This is a genomic window from Providencia sp. PROV156, from assembly GCF_028480905.1.
Classification (GTDB): Bacteria; Pseudomonadota; Gammaproteobacteria; order Enterobacterales; family Enterobacteriaceae; genus Providencia; species Providencia hangzhouensis.
In genome coordinates this window covers 30,693-50,625 of record NZ_JAMPPE010000008.1, presented here as the reverse complement: position 1 = coordinate 50,625, position 19,933 = coordinate 30,693, and the positions used below count along the sequence as shown (strand labels likewise).

The window sequence follows — 19,933 nt, the reverse complement described above, 5'->3', positions numbered from 1 at the left end:
TCAAAAAATGATGTAGCCCATTTTTTTACCCAAATAAAGTGCCAAGGAGATATAATCATGAGCTTTCCATTAAAAACATTGGTGGCTAGTATGGTTTTAGTGATGTCAGTGTCTGCTGTAGCTCAAGCTTCAAGTAAAGTTGTCATTGCACATCGTGGTGCAAGTGGTTACTTACCGGAACATACCCTACCTGCAAAAGCAATGGCTTACGCACAAGGTGCTGATTTTCTTGAGCAAGATTTAGTTATGACGAAAGATAACGAGCTCGTGGTCTTACATGACCATTATCTCGATCGCGTGACAGATGTTGCTGAACGTTTCCCTGACCGCGCTCGTAAAGATGGCCGTTACTATGCGATTGACTTTACCCTTGATGAAATCAAATCACTCAATTTTACAGAAGGATTTGATATTGTTGATGGTAAAAAAGTGCAAAGCTATCCGAACCGCTTCCCAATGGGCAAATCAGACTTCCGCGTTCATACTTTCCAAGAAGAGATTGAATTTGTTCAGGGATTAAACAAGTCAACGGGTAAGAATATTGGTATCTACCCAGAAATTAAAGCCCCTTGGTTCCACTTACAAGAAGGCAAAGATATCACCAAAAAAACACTCGAAGTCCTTAAAGAGTATGGCTATACCACCAAGGATTCCAACGTTTATCTACAGTCATTTGACCCTAATGACCTAAAACGTATCAAAAATACCTTGATGCCAGAAATGGGAATGGATCTTAAATTAATTCAATTGATTGCTTACACCGATTGGAATGAAACTCAAGAGCAAAAACCTGACGGAACTTGGGTTAATTACAATTATGATTGGATGATGAAACCCGGCGCCATGAAAGAAATTGCGACCTATGCAGATGGTATTGGCCCTGACTATCATATGCTAATTAGTGAAGAATCCACGCCAACTAATATCAAAGTGAATGGCATGGTTAAAGAAGCTCATGATAACAAAATGGCAGTTCATCCGTTCACTATCCGTGTTGATAAGCTGCCAAAATACGCCAAAGATGGGCAACAGCTTTATGACATTATTTATAACCAAGCCGATGTCGATGGCGCCTTCACAGACTTCCCTGACTTAGGGGTTAAGTTCTTGGAACAGCAGAAGCAAAAATAGTTTTCTGAACCAAAAACAAGAATGCAGCCATTCATTTGGCTGCATTCTCTTTAAGTTAACCGTCTTAGTTAAGCAATAGTGACAGGGAATGCGATCACATCACTGATTTTGTCTGCATTTAATGCAATCATTATCAGCCTATCAACCCCAACTGCTACACCAGAACAATCGGGTAAACCATGCTCTAAAGCCGCCAATAAGTGCTCATCAATAGGCGCAGTAGGGAGCCCCATTGCCGCACGCTTACGGTTGTCTTGTTCAAATCGCTGGCGTTGTTCGCTTGCATCGGTGAGTTCATGGAAACCATTCGCCAGTTCCATCCCTTTATAATACACCTCAAAACGCTCAGCTACGCGGTGGTCTTCCGTGCTAATCACCGCAAGAGAAGCTTGAGTCGCAGGGAAATGATACACGACTGCAGGCTTTTCTTTACCAATATGAGGCTCAACGCCCATGGTAAATAGCAGTTGAAGTAAGGTATCTTTATCTTCTTCCTGATCCGCGATATTGCTCAAATCTAAACGGGCTGCAACCTCACGTAATTCGCTTTTCTCGGCGGACAGCGGGTCAATATCCAAATAACGTAAAAACGCTTGTTGGTAAGAAAGTAGCTCTGCACTCTCACATTCTAAAACTTGTTGCAGTAAATCATCCACTTCATTAATCAAACGATACATATCAAAATGCGGACGATACCACTCTAACATGGTAAATTCAGGGTTATGATGTCGCCCTGCTTCTTCATTTCTAAAGCTACGACCTAACTGATAGATAGGGCCACTACCTGCCGCTAATAAGCGTTTCATGTGGTATTCAGGGCTAGTCATTAAATATAAATTAATGCCTTGTGCCGCACCAGGACCCACAAAACGCGTTTCAAATGGAACAAGATGAATGTCAGTGACTGTTGCCTGACTCATTGCGGGGGTTTCGACTTCAAGTACACAGCGATCAGTAAAAAAACGTCTGACTTCCGCAATTATTTTTGCGCGCTGTAACAGGTTAGCGATGGGGGCGGTTGGCTGCCAATTCGCTATATCACTCATTAAGATAACTCCAAAATAAACTTAGTCGTGCAGTGTACCCACCTCACTTGCAACACACAATGCATTTACACTGATAATGCACATTTATCTGGGCGTAAGTACTTGTAACTGTCGACATGATGAGTAAGTAGAGATAACCAGATTATCTCTTGCTTTATACGATTAGGCAAAGCCTTTACTTTGAGCTATACATCGAGTTAATGAGGAAAGATAAAGAAAATAGTCAGAAACATGATTATTTCTTATGTTATGTGACATAACTGTTACTAAAAAAGCGAAACGATTCGCTTTCTCAATCTATTTTAAAATTTTCTCTTCGAAATTGAACTTCTTCTAAAAATAAATAGTGAGACTCCTCGCAAATTAGCATTCAATATGAATGAAACTCTTCAGCTATAATAATAGTATTATTCACTTATTATTGGTAAAACCTGACTAATTCCCTTGGTTTTATACACTAAAATTTTATGTAAATTTAATGATAATTATTTGAAATTCCTTTTTATTCGATGTTAACAGCCTAGAAAATCGAGCAATGTAAAAACAATTTATAAAAAGAAGATCTACCTCACACTTTATCGCTAAATTTGGCCAAAACCCCCCTCTATATCAAATTTATCTTGAGTACTATTCGCTATAATTCACAGCATGATAAGTCATTATTAGCTATTATATTATTTACTATTAAAAAACAGATATTTCGTAGTTTAGCTTTAAGTTGAACTGAAAATGACGTAGCTAATTATCAAAAGTATTTAAAAGAATTTATCAATTTTACACTTGAACAATGGAGAAGCGCAGTGCAAACCTTCAATGCCGATTTAGCGATTATCGGGGCCGGGGGCGCAGGCTTACGTGCAGCAATTGCTGCCGCTGAAGCAAATCCCAATATCAAGATTGCTCTGGTCTCAAAAGTATACCCAATGCGTAGTCACACTGTGGCCGCAGAGGGGGGATCAGCAGCAGTTACTCAGGCTCATGACTCCTATGACTATCATTTTAATGATACTGTAGCTGGTGGGGACTGGCTGTGTGAGCAAGATGTTGTCGACTATTTTGTCGAACACTGCCCAACAGAAATGACCCAACTAGAGCTATGGGGCTGCCCGTGGAGCCGTAAACCAGATGGTTCAGTTAACGTTCGCCGTTTTGGTGGAATGAAAATTGAGCGTACGTGGTTTGCTGCTGATAAAACTGGCTTCCACATGCTCCATACCCTGTTCCAAACTTCATTAAAATATCCACAAATCCAACGTTTTGACGAACATTTTGTTCTCGATATCATTGTTGATGAAGGCCAAGTCCGTGGTCTTGTCGCGTTAAATATGATGGAAGGAACAAAAGTCCAGATCCGTGCTAATGCCATCGTGATGGCAACTGGCGGTGCTGGGCGCGTTTATCGCTACAACACCAATGGCGGTATTGTAACCGGTGATGGTATGGGTATCGCATTCCGCCATGGCGTGCCGCTGCGTGATATGGAATTCGTTCAGTATCACCCAACAGGTCTTCCTGGTTCTGGTATCTTAATGACCGAAGGTTGTCGTGGTGAGGGCGGGATCCTTGTCAATAAAGACGGCTATCGCTATCTACAAGACTACGGAATGGGGCCTGAAACTCCACTAGGTAAACCTGAAAATAAATATATGGAACTGGGTCCACGTGACAAAGTTTCCCAAGCGTTCTGGCACGAATGGCGTGCAGGTCGCACCATCAGTACCCACCGCGGTGATGTTGTTTACTTAGATCTTCGCCACCTTGGCGCAGAAAAACTGCATGAGCGTTTACCATTTATTTGTGAATTAGCGAAAGCCTACGTGGGTGTTGACCCAGTAACAGACCCAATTCCTGTTCGCCCAACCGCTCACTACACTATGGGTGGTATCGAAACGGATCAACGCACAGAAACACGCATCAAAGGCCTATTTGCTGTCGGTGAGTGTTCTTCTGTTGGCTTGCACGGTGCAAACCGTTTAGGTTCTAACTCATTAGCTGAATTAGTCGTATTTGGTCGTCTGGCAGGTGAAGAAGCTGCTCGCCATGCTGCTGAAGCAACACCAGCCAATGCAAATGCTATCGAAGCCCGTACTCGTGATATCGAAGCTGACCTCAGCAAGCTCATGAACCAAAAAGGGAAAGAGAGCTGGTCGAAAATTCGCGACGAAATGGGTATTTCAATGGAAGAAGGCTGCGGTATCTACCGTACTCCTGAATTAATGCAAAAAACCGTTGATAAAATTGCTGAGCTGAAAGAACGCTTCAAACATGTCGAAATTACCGACCATAGCAGCGTATTTAATACTGACCTACTGTACACCATTGAATTAGGCTTTGGCCTTGATGTGGCGGAATGTATGGCTCACTCTGCAATCAACCGTAAAGAATCACGTGGTGCACACCAACGTCTCGATGAAGGCTGTACTGAGCGTGATGATGTTAATTTCCTTAAACATACTTTGGCATTCTATAACCCAGAGGGCTCCCCTCGTTTAGAATACAGTGACGTGAAAATCACGAAATCTCAGCCAGCTAAACGTGTTTACGGTGCCGAAGCTGAAGCTCAAGATAAGGCGAAGAAGGAGCAAGCTAATGGATGATATGAAACACCTAAAAATGGAGATCATGCGTTACAATCCGGAAACGGATAGTGAGCCCCATTTGGTGACGTATGATGTCCCTTACGACGAGCAAACTTCTTTGTTAGATGCGTTAGGCTATATCAAAGATAATCTCGCTCCAGACCTGTCTTACCGCTGGTCCTGTCGTATGGCGATTTGTGGTTCTTGTGGCATGATGGTGGATAAAGTGCCTAAACTGGCTTGTAAAACATTCCTGCGTGAATACCCGCAAGGCATGAAAGTTGAGCCATTAGGTAACTTCCCAATCGAGCGCGACCTTGTTGTTGATATGACTCACTTTATTGAGCGTTTAGAGGCGATCAAACCGTACATTATCGGTAATGACCGTAAACCTTCTGAAGGCCCAAATAAGCAAACGCCTGCCCAGATGGCGAAATACCATCAATTCTCAGGCTGTATCAACTGTGGTCTGTGCTATGCAGCTTGCCCACAATTTGGACTGAACCCAGAGTTCATCGGTCCAGCCGCGATTACATTGGCAGAGCGCTACAATTTAGATAACCGAGACCATGGTGCGAAAGAACGCATGACCTTGTTAAACGGTGACAATGGTGTCTGGAGTTGTACGTTTGTAGGCTACTGCTCTGAAGTCTGTCCTAAGCATGTCGACCCTGCGGGTGCGATCCAACAAGGTAAAGTTGCCAGTGCGCAAGACTTTGTTATCGCCATGCTGAAGCCACGATAAGGAGAATTGAAGTCATGACAACAAAACGTAAACCCTATGTAAGGGAAATGAAGGGCGATTGGTGGCAAAAGCTAGGTTTTTACCGCTTTTATATCATGCGTGAAAGTACTTCAGTCCTTCAAGTCTGGTTTAGTATCTTAGTCCTATATGGAGTATTTGCACTCAAGAGTGGCCCTGAATCATGGGCTGGCTTTGTTGGGTTCTTAAGTAACCCAATCATTCTTATCATTAACATTATTACTTTGGCAGCAACATTATTGCACACCACCACATGGTTCAATCTTGCACCAAAAGCCGTCAGTATTATTGTGAAAGATAAGAAAATGTCTGATGAGCCTATCGTTAAAGGCTTCTGGGCTCTCACGATTGTTGTTACGGCAGCAATCTTAGCTATCGCATTATTATTTTAATCTAAGGAGAATCTGATGAATCTAACGCCTAAACGTTCCGATGAGCCGATTTTCTGGGGATTATTTGGTGCCGGTGGTATGTGGAGCGCCGTAATTGGCCCTGCAATCATCATTCTGTTAGGGATTTTAATTCCTCTCGGCGTTGCGCCAGAAATGCTTAGCTATGAGCGCATTATGGCATTTAGCCAAAGCTTTATCGGCCGCGTATTCTTATTACTGATGATTATTTTGCCAGTTTGGTGTGGTATGCACCGTATCCACCATACGCTGCACGACTTTAAAATCCATGTCCCTGCGACAAAATGGGTTTTCTACGGCGGCTCAGCAATCATTAGCGTTATTGCAATTATTGGTGTATTTACTCTGTAAATAATTCAATCACACATTATTTTAATAAAAGGTATGACAGCACATTGTCATACCTTTTCTTTTTTAGGGCTTAAAGCCTCGAATAATTGATTCTAAACCAAACAAAAATGCTTCTGTTCCATCATCATTATCCATGATTTGAACAGCTTCCTTTAATAGCAATGGCATCGCCTCGTCTTGTTCAACATCTCTCTCACCCATTGCCGCTAAATGCTCTTGCTGCTCAAGTACTGAACCCAATGTAAAGTGCCCCACTGCACTCACTGCATAAAGGCCACTTTTTAATGAAAAACCGCTATCAATCATAAATTGTAATTGCTTTTCTACGGTGGCGTATTGTTCTGTACTAGGGCGTGTTCCTAAATGTACCTTTGCTCCATCACGATAACTGAGCAAGGCTCGGCGAAAACTTAATGCGTTATGGTGCAAAAACTCCTGCCACGATTCCCCCTCAACGGGTAATGAATGGTCATGGTGTCGTTTTAGCATTTCAACAGATAATGCATCCAACAATGTGCGCTTGTTCTTCACATGCCAATACAGTGTGGGTTGCTCAACCCCCAATTTTTGGGCCAATTTTCGTGTTGTCAGCCCTTCCATTCCCACTTCATTCAATAAATCTAATGCCGCCGTAATAATGGTTTCTTTATCCAATCGTGCCATCGTTTTCCCCTTAATTTCTATTGACACTCTATCACTGATAGGGATATATTCCAACTCTATCAATGATAGAGAAATAGATAATGAATAAATTTGCGATCACGGCATTAATGATCACAGCCCTTGATGCGATGGGGATCGGTTTGATCATGCCTGTTTTACCTGCTTTACTGCGTGAATATGTCTCCATAGAACATTTGGCTAATCATTACGGCATACTGCTCGCGCTCTATGCCATCATGCAGGTATTTTTTGCTCCAATATTGGGTAAATGGTCCGATAAATTCGGCCGCCGGCCCATTTTGCTTCTTTCCCTTGCCGGAGCAGCGCTGGACTACACTTTGTTGGCTTTATCGAGCTCACTTTGGATGCTGTATTTAGGCCGTTTAATTTCAGGGATCACTGGTGCAACAGGCGCAGTAGCCGCTTCTGTTATTGCAGACAATACACTGCCACAAGAACGTACCAAGTGGTTTGGTCGTTTAGGTGCAGCTTTTGGTATTGGCTTAATCGCAGGGCCTGCGATTGGGGGTTTTGCAGGACAACTCTCTCCTCATCTTCCTTTTGTTATTGCGGCTATTTTGAATGCGTGCTCTTTTGTCGTGATCTGGTTTATTTTTAAAGATCAACACAAAGTCGCTGAACAGGGTGAGCAGAATGCGGAGCTATCGTCACCTGTTCCCTTCATGCAAGTGGTAAAACCCGTGATTTTGCTACTTTTCGTCTTTTTTATAGCACAGTTAATTGGCCAAATCCCTGCAACAACTTGGGTGTTATTTACCGAAAACCGCTTCCAATGGAATAGCATGCAAGTTGGGTTATCCTTAGCAGGCTTAGGCGTTATGCATGCCTTGTTTCAAGCCTTTGTCGCAGGCGCAATAGCCAAAAGATTCAATGAAAAAGTGACAATCATTGTCGGCTTTGTCGTGGATGGGGCCGCATTCATTATTTTGTCATTACTGACAGAAGGCTGGATGATTTACCCAACATTGGTCTTACTCGCTGGTGGCAGTATTGCATTGCCAGCACTACAAGGGTTGATGTCAGCTCAAGTTAATCAAGCTAACCAAGGTAAATTACAAGGAATTTTAGTCAGTTTAACCAATGCCACTGGGGTTATTGGTCCATTATTATTTAGTTTTATTTTTGGTCAAACACTCGCAACATGGGATGGCTGGGTATGGCTGATTGGTGCGATGATGTATGTTTTATTGATCGCATTTATTTTATCTTTTCATAGAAGTAGCAGCCAGATAGTTAAAATAACGAAACTGCCGGAGAGCTAAGTTTTAGCATGTTAATATCAAGTGCTATGATGGCCTTATCAGATTTGCTTTTGGAACATGACGTTAAGAGATATTTCGATGACAATACAACCTAAAAAGCCGAGAACGAAACCTGCAAAAGAAAGGCTAGATAACCTGATAAACGCATCATCTGAACTTAAATCATGGTATGAAAATAGCGTCAAATACTATGTCGAAAAGCAAAATATTTATATAGTTAATAAGGTAACTATCTGATTTTTCGTTACTGTAACCCTATGATGTATTGATATTTAACCCCCCTTAAGGGGGATTAAATCATGACTAACACTAAACAGGATTTGGTTTTGGCAACCAAGTAGATATAAAGTAGGAAAGCCCACAAACCGCAACAAATAGCCCAACATAACCTAAGTTAAAGTGACCTAAATAACCGACGACTAAAGGCGTTATCCCCCCGATAGAGGCAGAGGCGCCATTGTACCCTACGCCTAGTATTGTTGCTTGCCCATTTGATTTATCCATCAGTACGGCCGATAAATTACACAATATCATCGCTGAATATACGGACATAACGACTTGAGCGAAAAAGACTAGAAGTAAATTATCTAGCTGCAATGAAAAATAGAGTGGTACTGAAAGCAATACCATCCCAATGACTCCCATATTAAAAACAGATTTAACTGAGCTATATTTATCGGTTAACCAACCACATATCAGCATAAAAATTAACAATAGACCGGACGAAAATATTTCATAAAAACTCTTTATCTCGTCTATCATTAATTTTTCAATAATTAATGAAGTTGATAAATTTTGAGAGTAGAAAGTGACAGTACCAGGAATGGTAAATAAGAAAACCCAAAACACATGGAGCCAACTGAATATTGGTTTTTCATCTAATTCACTTTTATAATCCGGTAATTTTGCTCTAAACCAAAAACTAATTAAAATATTAATTAAACCAATTAATAGTGGGAGCCTCCAGCCAATTGACTGCATCGCTTCTTCAGAAAATGTGTTCTTTAACATGAAAACGACAGCTAATGATGCGATTACTCCACATAAAGAACTACCAACAATAATTGATGAAACTCTAGATTGAATATTCCCACCTAAATCCTTAAATAAATAAGTGATTAAAGAAGGAAATTCCCCAGCAAAACTAAAAGAAAGTGCTAATTGTAAAATTAATATTACTAATGGCGTATAGTTCCCTAATAATTCAATGGGTAACAGTGCCATCATTAATGTTGCCGTACCGGTTATCATACTTGTTAATACTAGAGCTGATTTTTCCCCTACCGTATCAGCATATCGGCCTATAACATACCCACCTAGTGGGCGGATTAAAAAACGTAATGCAAAAATCCCCCATACCATTTCCGTTGCTTGTGTATAACCTAAATTAGTTAATTCCGTACTTAAATAAGTGGATATAGCCGCAAATACAGCAATATCATAATACTTTAAAGCATTACCTGCGACGGCGCCAAACATGAATCTCCATTTCATTATTAATCCCTTTTCTATTAATCAATTTCCTTGTAGAAAAATATTCTCATATTTAAGGGTAACTCACCAAAGATTCCAAACACGCAAGAGTAATGCCATTTTCTTTTAAAGCCTGAAATAAACCACTAGGTGAAGTATAAGAGCAACCTAGTTTTTCTTTAATGCGTAGAATACGTTTATTTTCTGTCGCTTCCGAACAACCTTGAATATAACTAATTTCCTTTACTCGGCAATGTGATAATAATAAACGAATAGTTATCATTTCTTTACGGGTAAAACGAATGTTACCAAAACGCATATAATGATGAAAATCTAAAATATCTCGGTTATTATCTTCAATTTGTTGAGATAAGCTTATGTCCGCCCTAAGTGGTAAAATAATATTTTCATTATCTTTCCAGACATGCTGGGAGTAATCAGAAATAACAGCTCTTAATTTATAGAGCTCTAATAACTCATTAGATGAGAATTTCTTTCTTGAATTTATTGATGTAATTTCATATACACCGCCATATTGAGTACAAAAATCCACTTTCATTTCTTTCTTATCTGTTTTAGATAATGTTTTTTGAAATTCGGCAGAGTAATTATTCCAATATTGAATACCAGGGATTAATCGTTCCTTTACTTTCTTATCTAGATCATCATCCCAAAACATAAGAACCCAATTGTAATTACTAGAAATGGTCCTTACAGAATGATTAATTACATCTACTCTGCTATAATTAACATCTATATCATTCCAATCGAAATACTTTAAAAACTTATCACCAAAACCAGAACAAGAAAGTTCTAGGTGTTTATTTTCTATATTCATATGTCACCCTTACATTTAAATAGTTAATAACCTTTGTTTTTTACTCAATAACAATGAAACAAATAGAGTTAACGAACTCAACGAAACAAAAACACCAACCAAGGAAACATCAATGATGACTAAATAATTGATAATTAAAGGCGTTAACCCGCCTATAATCGTCGATGCAAGATTGTATCCCATACTTAAAGTCGTAACTTGTCCATTGGCTGGTTTTGCCATGGCATAATTCCAATTACATAAAACCATTGCTGAAATAATAATAATTGACGATTGGGAGATAAGTACTAATGATAAAACCTTAGTCGACATTAGGTAATAAATAGGAATTGATAGTATGGCAGCTAACTTTACCCCTAAGTTAAACACCCGTTCAGCGTAACTGTATTTATCTGTTAACCAGCCAACTATTGCCATTAAAATCAATAATAAAGTTGATGATATCATTGAATATATACTTTTAAATTCTTCTAGCTCTAACTCCTTAAGTAAAAACGAAGATGAAAAATTTAAGGTATAAAAAATAACCGAACCAGGAATAACAACCAGTAAAATATTAAATGCCTTAAGCCAATCTATTTTTTGGCACCCATCATACTCAATGGGTTGGTCTGGTAAGCGATAGCGAAACCAAAAACAGATCAGTATATTACCTAGACCTAATAGTAGTGGTATCCTCCACCCCACCCTTTGCATGGTTTCAGGGTCTAATATATTTTCGAGAATTAACACGATTCCTAACGAGCCAATAACACCAACAACCGCACTTCCAGTTAACAACGCCGAAATTCTACCTCGTTCTTGGGGCTTAGAGTCTTTATATAAATAGGTAGACAGTGATGGGCTTTCACCCGCAAAACTAAAAGATAGCAACATTTGAAGAAATAATATGGCTAAAGGCGTATATACCCCTAAGAGTTCAATTGGCAGAAATGCCATACATAATGTTGCACTACCGGTGAGAATACTTACCAAAATCATTGCCGGTTTTTTACCAACTTTATCTGCATAACGGCCAATCACATACCCACCTAGTGGCCGTATAAGAAAGCGTAAAGCAAAAATCCCCCACACAAGTTCCGTTGCTTGCTGATAACCTAGCCGAGTTAATTCTGCACTTAAATATGATGAAATCGCTGCAAAAATTGCAACATCATAAAATTCTAAGGTATGCCCTGCTACAGCGCCAAAACGTAATTTCCATTTCATAAAATGATCCCATATCCCTATATGAAACAAATAGTTAAATTAATTAATAGGCATTAATTTTTCTAAGCTTGCTAATGTAATCCCGTGATCTTTCATTACCGAAAAACATTCCTTTTGAGATACCATTTCACAGTTTAATTTTTTCTTGATATTGTTAACCCTTATATATTCGTCCTCCTCCGAACAGCCTTGAATACGGCTAATTTCATTTATATTTCGGTGGGAAAGCAACAAACGGATGGTTAATACTTCTTTATTTGAAAATGACAACTGCCCAAAACGTATATAATTAGAGATTTCATTACCCCTGCAAATAATAGGTGCGGTTTCGTCTAATTCAATTTTTTGGCGTAATGGTAATGCAACCGTTTTATTTTCAGACCATTTTTCATATGCATATTCAGAAACTATTGAACGCCATCGATACAATGAAAGTAAATGATCATATGGGACTTTATGATTCGCATTGAGTGAAAATATCTCAAATAAATTATTGTATCTATTGCAAAAATCAATTTTTTTATTTCCTTTATCTAATTTGGTTAAAATTTTCTGGTATGCATCTGAATAATTACTCCAATATTGAACACCCGCAAATAACCGTTCTTTTAATGACAAATCCATATCATGGTACCAATAAATTAATTGCCATTCATAATCACTAGATAATGTGTATATATTTCTTTCATCAACATTAATAACCGTATAATGGATACCAATATCATTCCAATCAAAATAATTATATAGATCTAATTTCATTCTAGTACTTATTTTTTCCATCCTATTGTTTTCTATATCCATAAAAATCACCTTTTAGTTATTTAAATAAAAATAAAGATAATAAAAACGTTGAATCTATATCTTTAACACATAAAAATAAATATTCAAAGGCCAAAATTTAAAGGTATTCAAAATTAAGAATTATTTTTTTATCTTTATATCTCAATTGAATTACAGTTCATTAAAATAATTTAAATTATATTTATATATTAACTATTGGAGATCATATGAAACAAGATTGGCACTCGGCTGATATTATTGCAGCAATAAAGAAAAAAGGTTCTTCTCTTTCACAAATATCACGTTCAGCAGGGTTAAACTCATCAACATTAAATAATGCCCTGTCAAGACGCTGGCCAAAAGGAGAACGTATTATTGCCGAGTTTTTGGGTGTTGCACCATCTGAAATTTGGCCATCGCGTTATAACGAAAAATAACATAAGAATTGTTTTCTCTATGTCCCCAAAAATATCAAAAAAAGCGGGTAACTTTCTCTGTCACCCGCTTATTATTCATTTTTAATTAAAAAATGCTTAATTTGAAAGCTAACTTGATACTTTTAAACCAATTAGCCCTGTAATAATCAAGGCAAGGCTTAATAAGCGAAACATATTCGCTGATTCCCCAAGAAAAATAATCCCAACAATTGCCGTACCCACTGCACCAATACCGGTCCAAATTGCATAAGCCGTGCCGACAGGTAAGTCACGCATTGCGTAAGCTAACAGACCCATACTCGCAATAATCGCAATAATGGTAATGATACTCGGTGTTAAACGTGTAAAACCGTGGGTATATTTTAAGCCAACAGCCCATACAACTTCTAATAAACCCGCAAATAAAAGGACGATCCAAGCCATAGCTGGTTGCTCCCGTTAAATACTCGGGGTCGTCCCCATATTTAAATGACGTTAATTCAGGTCGTCCTGAATACGTATGAAGTGAAAATCCATTATAAACATTCATGTAACAAGACTCAAGCAACGAAAAATAACAAATAAGCGCAAATCAGCAATAATATTTAACCTTTTTATACTGTTTTTTATGATTAAGCATCATAACTATCGCACTCAAAATTATACACAGGTAAAGTAGGTGTCTTATCTGGCAAGTTCATCGAGAAAACAGCATGAGTCTCAGAGACATCTTACTCGCCCTTTGTGTGGTGATTATTTGGGGAGTTAACTTCGTTATCATTAAGCTCGGGGTAACTGCACTTCCACCGTTATTATTAGGTGCCTTACGCTTCATGTTTGTGGCCTTTCCCGCTATTTTTATTTTTAAACGCCCTAAAATTCCATTCAAATTATTACTTCTCTATGGGCTAACGATTAGCTTTGGTCAATTCGCCTTCTTATTTTGTGCTATTCGAGTTGGTATGCCCGCGGGTATAACCTCTGTCATATTGCAATCCCAAGCTTTCTTTACCCTATTACTTGGCGCAATGATTTTAAAGGAATCATTACAGCCAACCCACTTTATTGGTATGTTTATCGCGATTGCAGGGCTGACGGTGTTAGCCAATGGTGCCACTGCCGGTGGGCTTGATGATATCCCATTACTCGGATTAGCATTCACTTTAATTGCTGGATTATCATGGGCTTGTGGTAATATCACTAATAGAATTATTATGAAACAGGAAGGCGCAGAGAAATGCAGCGCCCTATCTTTAGTCAGTTGGAGTGCTCTGATCCCAATTATTCCGTTTTTAATTAGTTCATTGATTTTAGAAGGTGAAGAAGCAATTATTGAAGGGCTATCTGGTTTTAATTGGTCGGTCTTTGGTGTCATTATCTATTTAGCTTATTTATCAACATTTGTTGGTTATGGGATCTGGGGTGTCTTACTTGGTCGCTATGAAGCGTGGCGTGTTGCTCCTTTTTCATTGTTAGTTCCCGTCTTCGGTTTAAGCAGTAGTGCATTATTTCTTGATGAGCACATTAATGGCGTACAAGTTGCTGGCCTTGTTTTAATCATGTTTGGCCTAATTACTACACTTTTTGGCAAAAAAATAATTCAAAAATTAAGACATACCTAGTTAACCAATTAATAATCGGAGGTTTTTTAACTTCCGATTATTTGCCCTACCTTTACCCATCCCCTCATCGGTAAAAACACATCAACAGTCATTAATTTCAAAATAAATAATAAATCAAGATAAAAAACCAATTCAATAGACAACCACTAGTCCAAAACCAAATAAAATCCAATAAATAATCCTAAATTAGTGATACTGGCTACAATTATGAAATTTATCTCAAATTTCAATTGGGTGTATCGGTTTAGCTACTTTTTCTTTGACTTAAGTATGGTTATACCTTTCTCAGTTTTACTTAAACAAATAACAAAAAGTAATCAACTGAACAGATGGGGATGGCTATGGGTAAACAATTAATATGGATTGTGCTCGCATTACTTGGTGCTTTTTCACTGGGTTACATCGCCTTAAATCGAGGTGAACAGATTAATGCCCTGTGGATCGTTGTTGCAGCCGTGTGTATTTATCTGATTGCATACCGATATTATGGGCTTTTTATTGCTAAAAAAGTACTCCAAGTTGATGCAACTCGTATGACACCAGCAATTCGTCATAACGATGGCTTAGACTACGTACCAACAGATAAAAAAGTATTATTTGGCCACCACTTTGCTGCCATCGCAGGTGCTGGCCCACTTGTCGGCCCTGTACTTGCGGCACAGATGGGGTATTTACCAGGCATGCTTTGGCTACTTGCCGGGGTTGTGCTAGCAGGGGCCGTACAAGACTTTATGGTGTTGTTTGTTTCAACACGTCGAGACGGCCGTTCACTGGGTGAATTAGTTAAAGAAGAAATGGGTAATTCGGCAGGGGTTCTGGCTTTAATTGCTTGTTTTATGATTATGGTGATTATCTTAGCCGTACTCGCTATGATTGTCGTAAAAGCCCTCACTCATAGCCCATGGGGAACTTACACCGTTGCCTTTACTATTCCATTGGCGATTTTTATGGGTATTTATACCCGTTATATACGGCCAGGACGCATTGGTGAAGTCTCTATTATAGGGTTAGTTTTCCTCGTATTTGCAATTATCTCTGGGGGTTGGGTCGCTGAAAGCGAAACTTGGGCACCTTATTTTGACTATACTGGTGTTCAACTCACTTGGATGCTAGTGGGATATGGCTTTGTTGCCGCTGTACTTCCTGTTTGGCTGCTACTTGCCCCACGAGACTACCTATCAACTTTCTTAAAAATCGGTACTATTATTGGTTTGGCAATTGGTATTTTAATCCTCAATCCAAATCTACAAATGCCATCGCTGACCAAATATATTGATGGTACAGGCCCGGTTTGGGCAGGTGACTTGTTTCCATTCTTATTTATTACCATTGCTTGCGGTGCCGTTTCTGGCTTCCACGCACTGATATCATCGGGCACCACACCCAAAATGTTGGCGAATGAAAACCAAGCTTGCTTTATCGGCTATGGTGGCATGTTGATGGAATCTTTTGTAGCTATCATGGCGTTAGTCGCCGCTTGTGTGATTGACCCGGGTGTTTATTTCGCCATGAATAGCCCCATGGCAATGTTAGCTCCCGCAGGTACACAAGATGTAGTCGCTTCTGCTGCCCAGGTCGTCAGTAGCTGGGGCTTCCAGATCACCCCTGAACAGCTTAACAGCATTGCTAATGATGTGGGTGAAACCAGTATTATTTCACGTGCCGGAGGTGCTCCAACACTGGCTGTTGGGATGGCGTATATTCTCCACGGTGCCCTTGGCGGTCTAATGAATGTCGCCTTCTGGTATCACTTTGCCATCCTATTTGAAGCGTTGTTCATTTTAACCGCGGTGGATGCAGGAACTCGAGCGGCACGCTTTATGCTGCAAGATTTACTGGGTGTGGTTTCTCCATCCTTGAAACGTACCGATTCGTTACCCGCAAACTTGATAGCAACCGCGCTATGTGTGCTTGCTTGGGGTTATTTTCTTCACCAAGGTGTTGTCGACCCACTTGGCGGTATTAACACCTTATGGCCATTGTTTGGTATCGCGAACCAAATGTTAGCGGGTATGGCATTAATGCTGTGTGCTGTGGTACTGTTTAAAATGAAGCGCCAAAGATATGCATGGGTCGCTTTAGTCCCAACTGCATGGTTGTTAATCTGTACGATGACTGCAGGCTGGGAGAAAACTTTCAGTGAAGATGCCCGTGTTGGTTTCTTAGCTGTCGCAAATAAATTCCAAGCAATGATTGATAGCGGTAATATTCCAGTTCAATATACGGAATCTCAATTAACTCAGTTAATTTTCAATAACCGCTTAGATGCAGGATTAACTATTTTCTTTATGATTGTTGTGGTATTACTGGCTCTATTCTCCATCCGCACTGCGTTGAAGGCATTAAAATCCGACCAACCAACAGCGAATGAAGTACCATACGAAGCCATGCCAGCCAACTATGAAGAAATCGTGGCAAATACACGCCATCATTGATTTTCGCGGAAAAGCTTGTCACTGTTTAGGGCATATACTCTTTCTCCAAAATAATTCACGTTGGAGCAAGGCGGCAAAGAAGATAATCCCTAGGAGCATACTCCAATATGTGACTAGGGTTAGCGAATAAAGCCAACGCAGCAATAGCGTGAAGTATGAAGGAGAAACTAGGAGCATACATAACAGTATGTGACTTGGGTAGCCGAGAGCAGCCAACACCGCTACAACACAAAGTATGACGAGGATTTATGTTTGGAGAACTGGGAAAAGCAGCCCGCTACCTAGGCCAAGCGGCAAAAATGATGGTCGGCGTCCCCGATTACGACAACTACGTCGCTCATATGCAAAAAACGCACCCTGACCAAACTCCCATGACCTATGAAGAGTTTTTTAAAGAGCGCCAAGATGCACGTTACGGTGGTAAAGGTGGGTTTAAGTGCTGTTAGGCCTTAAAAAATAGACAAAAAAAGCCGTGGCATTCGACCACGGCTTTTTATTTTTAACGATTCAGTATAGGATCAACCGTTATTTTACACGTGAAACATACTCGCCAGAACGAGTATCAACACGGATCACTTCACCGATCTGAACAAACAGAGGAACCTTAACCACTGCGCCAGTGCTCAGTGTTGCAGGTTTACCGCCTGTACCTGCGGTATCACCTTTCAGGCCAGGGTCAGTATCAGTAATTTCTAACTCAACAAAGTTAGGTGGAGTGACCGCGATAGGACGGCCGTCCCACAGTGTTAAAATACATTCTGCTTGGTCAACTAACCATTTCGCGTTATCGCCAACGGTTTTTTCGTCCGCTGCTAACTGTTCGAAAGTTTCGTTGTTCATGAAATGCCAGAACTCACCGTCGTTATACAGGTAAGTTAAGTTCATATCCATGACATCTGCACCTTCAACAGAGTCAGTAGACTTAAATGTTTTTTCCAACAGTTTGTTAGAAATCAGTTTACGGATACGCACACGTGCGAACGCTTGACCTTTACCCGGTTTGACGAATTCACTTTCTAAAACGACACAAGGCTCGCCATCTAACATGATTTTAAGACCTGAGCGGAATTCATTGGTACTATAAGTAGCCATGGTGATCCTCTAATTTATAAACTAAAAATGGCATAGCCAAAAAATGGTCGATATTGTAACTCAAAATACCTCATCCAGAGAAGTCTGGATACAACAACTTGCAGAAGCAATCACTAATCCAGATGAATTGCTGCAAATACTTAACCTAGAAAATCACCTTTTATCAAAAGAAGGCAGTGAGGCACGTAAACTATTTCCTTTACGCGTTCCAGTGCCCTTTATTTCCCGTATGAAGAAAGGCGATCCACTAGATCCTCTGTTATTGCAGGTATTAACCGCAAAAGCAGAGTTTGATATACATCCAGGTTTTTCTACTGACCCACTAGAAGAGCAGGATAATGAAATTCCAAGTTTACTGCATAAATACCACAACCGCGCATTACTGCTGGTAAAAGGTGGCTGTGCAGTCAACTGTCGCTACTGTTTTCGCCGGCATTTTCCTTATGAAGACAACAAAGGAAATAAAAATAACTGGTTGATGGCTGTGGATTATATAAAAAACCACACCGAACTCAATGAAATCATCTTCTCAGGTGGTGATCCATTGATGGCAAAAGACCATGAACTCGATTGGCTTATCAGCCAATTAGAGGCGATCCCACATATAAAACGCCTTAGAATTCATACTCGCTTGCCTGTAGTGATACCTGAACGTATCACTGAAACTCTCTGTAAACGCCTTGCTAGCTCAAGGTTACAAGTAATTATGGTGACACACGTTAACCATGCTAACGAAATCGACGAGTCATTCACCAATGCTATGCAAAAACTAAAGTTATCAGGTGTGACATTATTAAACCAAAGCGTATTACTGCGCCAAGTTAATGACAACGTGACAGCTCTGATGAATTTAAGTAATGCTCTGTTTGATGCGGGTATTTTACCTTATTACTTACATGTATTAGATAAAGTCCAAGGTGCCGCTCACTTTTTAGTGAGTGATACTGAAGCTAGACAATTAATACAGCAATTATTGAGTAAAGTCTCAGGGTACCTTGTACCTAAGCTCGCTCGGGAAATTGGGGGAGAGCCAAGTAAAACACTGCTTGACCTTAATTTAAGGCAGAACTAGAAAGCAAAACGCCCAAATCATCATTTGGGCGCTATGAATTCATTTTAGGGGCACTTATAAACTTGGCCAACCATTTTGCTATCTAATGGAATGAAGCTAGATAACACAGTTTCACTTGGACTTGATGCACCAAAAATCACGTTACCGCCCATTGCCGCGGCTTTATTACGTAAATCATTTGCTGCGCTGCGCATTGAGCTAGATTCATTATTCACACCACTCAACCAGTTGCTTTGAGTCCCTGCAACCTGACCGAGAAGTTGGCAATCACTTCCTGGTTGATTCTCAACAAAACGAACTTGTGAGCCTGCCGCAGTCAAATTAGTTGTTGTTGAACAACCTGCTAAAAGCAATAATGCAGCAGCACCAAGCAAGACTTTAATTCGCATGTTTTCCCTCATTTTTTCATTGTGTTTTTGCAGCTGGTTTGAAAATCGCTTTAGTTTCAATAATCTATTAATTGAAATATCTAGGAGGTGATTAACATACAGCGCCATAATTGCCGCACATCACCAGCCGAATAGAGTTTACCACAAATTAACCAAGAACCTGCTCTATTCTTTACTAATTCAAACCATTTACCTTACGTTAAATATAACCTGTGAAGCAACATTGACGCAAAAATAAATCGTATAACGCATTAATTGTACATCGTTTCGAGGTATTACATTCATCAATAATTAATGGTTATATATTTATTAAAAACCAATAAAAAACCGGCACCGCTAGGAACACTAACGATACCGGTTTTGTGGTGGGTAGCCCTAACT

General features: G+C 39.7%; 20 protein-coding genes. 11 read left to right on the top strand and 9 right to left on the bottom strand.

Annotation, left to right across the window (positions count from 1 at the left end; all coding sequences use genetic code 11):
- Positions 1-57 precede the first annotated feature (57 nt).
- The gene (glpQ, locus tag PSF31_RS07880) at positions 58-1,131 is read left to right on the top strand and encodes a glycerophosphodiester phosphodiesterase (RefSeq protein WP_004258611.1); all 1,074 of its coding nucleotides are present in this window, start codon (positions 58-60) and stop codon (positions 1,129-1,131) included.
- Positions 1,132-1,199: 68 nt separating this feature from the next.
- Here the strand turns inward: glpQ and epmA are convergent, their stop codons facing one another.
- A complete protein-coding gene (epmA, locus tag PSF31_RS07875; protein WP_004258613.1) occupies positions 1,200-2,177 on the bottom strand; it encodes an elongation factor P--(R)-beta-lysine ligase in 978 nt (325 codons plus the stop codon).
- 800 nt (positions 2,178-2,977) lie between these two features.
- On the opposite strand from epmA, the gene frdA reads away from it, so the two are divergent.
- Genes frdA through frdD form a run of 4 tightly spaced genes read left to right on the top strand, consistent with a single transcriptional unit; the run spans position 2,978 to position 6,280 of the window.
- Positions 2,978-4,774 carry a fumarate reductase (quinol) flavoprotein subunit gene (gene frdA, locus PSF31_RS07870; RefSeq protein ID WP_004258614.1) on the top strand — a complete coding sequence of 599 codons (1,797 nt, stop codon included), beginning with the start codon at positions 2,978-2,980 and terminating at the stop codon, positions 4,772-4,774.
- A complete protein-coding gene (locus PSF31_RS07865) occupies positions 4,767-5,501 on the top strand; it encodes a succinate dehydrogenase/fumarate reductase iron-sulfur subunit (protein WP_004258616.1) in 735 nt (244 codons plus the stop codon). The genes frdA and PSF31_RS07865 overlap by 8 nt, the downstream gene beginning before the upstream one ends.
- 14 nt (positions 5,502-5,515) lie before the next feature.
- Entirely contained in the window at positions 5,516-5,911 is a 396-nt protein-coding gene (gene frdC / locus PSF31_RS07860) for a fumarate reductase subunit FrdC (RefSeq protein ID WP_004258617.1), read from the top strand.
- A 15-nt stretch (positions 5,912-5,926) separates the two neighbouring features.
- The gene (gene frdD / locus PSF31_RS07855) at positions 5,927-6,280 is read left to right on the top strand and encodes a fumarate reductase subunit FrdD (RefSeq protein ID WP_004258620.1); all 354 of its coding nucleotides are present in this window, start codon (positions 5,927-5,929) and stop codon (positions 6,278-6,280) included.
- 63 nt (positions 6,281-6,343) lie between these two features.
- Here the strand turns inward: frdD and tetR are convergent, their stop codons facing one another.
- Positions 6,344-6,943, bottom strand: coding sequence for a tetracycline resistance transcriptional repressor TetR (tetR, locus tag PSF31_RS07850; RefSeq protein ID WP_096864382.1), 600 nt, complete (start codon positions 6,941-6,943; stop codon positions 6,344-6,346).
- A gap of 80 nt (positions 6,944-7,023) precedes the next feature.
- On the opposite strand from tetR, the gene tet reads away from it, so the two are divergent.
- Positions 7,024-8,226: a Tet(A)/Tet(B)/Tet(C) family tetracycline efflux MFS transporter gene (gene tet, locus PSF31_RS07845; protein ID WP_096864381.1), complete on the top strand. Its 1,203-nt coding sequence runs from the start codon at positions 7,024-7,026 to the stop codon at positions 8,224-8,226.
- 309 nt (positions 8,227-8,535) lie between these two features.
- On the opposite strand, the gene PSF31_RS07840 is transcribed toward tet, so the two are convergent.
- The 4 genes from PSF31_RS07840 to PSF31_RS07825 are packed head-to-tail and all read right to left on the bottom strand — an operon-like array spanning position 8,536 to position 12,547.
- Positions 8,536-9,720: an MFS transporter gene (locus tag PSF31_RS07840; protein WP_096864380.1), complete on the bottom strand. Its 1,185-nt coding sequence runs from the start codon at positions 9,718-9,720 to the stop codon at positions 8,536-8,538.
- Positions 9,721-9,772: 52 nt separating this feature from the next.
- Positions 9,773-10,537, bottom strand: a complete 765-nt coding sequence (locus PSF31_RS07835; RefSeq protein WP_096864379.1) for a helix-turn-helix transcriptional regulator — start codon at positions 10,535-10,537, stop codon at positions 9,773-9,775.
- A 15-nt stretch (positions 10,538-10,552) separates the two neighbouring features.
- Positions 10,553-11,746, bottom strand: coding sequence for an MFS transporter (locus PSF31_RS07830; RefSeq protein WP_096864378.1), 1,194 nt, complete (start codon positions 11,744-11,746; stop codon positions 10,553-10,555).
- Positions 11,747-11,785: 39 nt separating this feature from the next.
- A complete protein-coding gene (locus tag PSF31_RS07825) occupies positions 11,786-12,547 on the bottom strand; it encodes a hypothetical protein (protein ID WP_096864377.1) in 762 nt (253 codons plus the stop codon).
- A gap of 206 nt (positions 12,548-12,753) precedes the next feature.
- On the opposite strand from PSF31_RS07825, the gene PSF31_RS07820 reads away from it, so the two are divergent.
- The gene (locus PSF31_RS07820) at positions 12,754-12,963 is read left to right on the top strand and encodes a helix-turn-helix domain-containing protein (protein ID WP_004908101.1); all 210 of its coding nucleotides are present in this window, start codon (positions 12,754-12,756) and stop codon (positions 12,961-12,963) included.
- Between the two features lie 108 nt (positions 12,964-13,071).
- Here PSF31_RS07820 and sugE read toward each other — a convergent pair whose 3' ends face one another.
- A complete protein-coding gene (sugE, locus tag PSF31_RS07815) occupies positions 13,072-13,386 on the bottom strand; it encodes a quaternary ammonium compound efflux SMR transporter SugE (RefSeq protein ID WP_004258648.1) in 315 nt (104 codons plus the stop codon).
- Positions 13,387-13,655: 269 nt separating this feature from the next.
- Between sugE and PSF31_RS07810 the strand changes: the two genes are divergently transcribed.
- The 3 genes from PSF31_RS07810 to PSF31_RS07800 all read left to right on the top strand — a co-directional run bounded on the left by PSF31_RS07810 (position 13,656) and on the right by PSF31_RS07800 (position 17,445).
- Complete coding sequence (locus PSF31_RS07810; protein WP_096864376.1) at positions 13,656-14,564, top strand: EamA family transporter; 909 nt, start codon at positions 13,656-13,658, stop codon at positions 14,562-14,564.
- 341 nt (positions 14,565-14,905) lie between these two features.
- The gene (cstA, locus tag PSF31_RS07805; protein ID WP_096864375.1) at positions 14,906-16,999 is read left to right on the top strand and encodes a pyruvate/proton symporter CstA; all 2,094 of its coding nucleotides are present in this window, start codon (positions 14,906-14,908) and stop codon (positions 16,997-16,999) included.
- Between the two features lie 248 nt (positions 17,000-17,247).
- Positions 17,248-17,445 (top strand): YbdD/YjiX family protein, encoded by a 198-nt coding sequence (locus tag PSF31_RS07800; protein ID WP_004258665.1) that lies wholly within the window; start codon positions 17,248-17,250, stop codon positions 17,443-17,445.
- A 79-nt stretch (positions 17,446-17,524) separates the two neighbouring features.
- Here PSF31_RS07800 and efp read toward each other — a convergent pair whose 3' ends face one another.
- Entirely contained in the window at positions 17,525-18,091 is a 567-nt protein-coding gene (gene efp, locus PSF31_RS07795) for an elongation factor P (protein ID WP_004258667.1), read from the bottom strand.
- 43 nt (positions 18,092-18,134) lie between these two features.
- On the opposite strand from efp, the gene epmB reads away from it, so the two are divergent.
- Positions 18,135-19,163 (top strand): EF-P beta-lysylation protein EpmB, encoded by a 1,029-nt coding sequence (gene epmB, locus PSF31_RS07790; RefSeq protein ID WP_094962347.1) that lies wholly within the window; start codon positions 18,135-18,137, stop codon positions 19,161-19,163.
- Positions 19,164-19,207: 44 nt separating this feature from the next.
- On the opposite strand, the gene PSF31_RS07785 is transcribed toward epmB, so the two are convergent.
- The gene (locus PSF31_RS07785; protein ID WP_004908089.1) at positions 19,208-19,552 is read right to left on the bottom strand and encodes a DUF4156 domain-containing protein; all 345 of its coding nucleotides are present in this window, start codon (positions 19,550-19,552) and stop codon (positions 19,208-19,210) included.
- Positions 19,553-19,933: the final 381 nt, after the last annotated feature.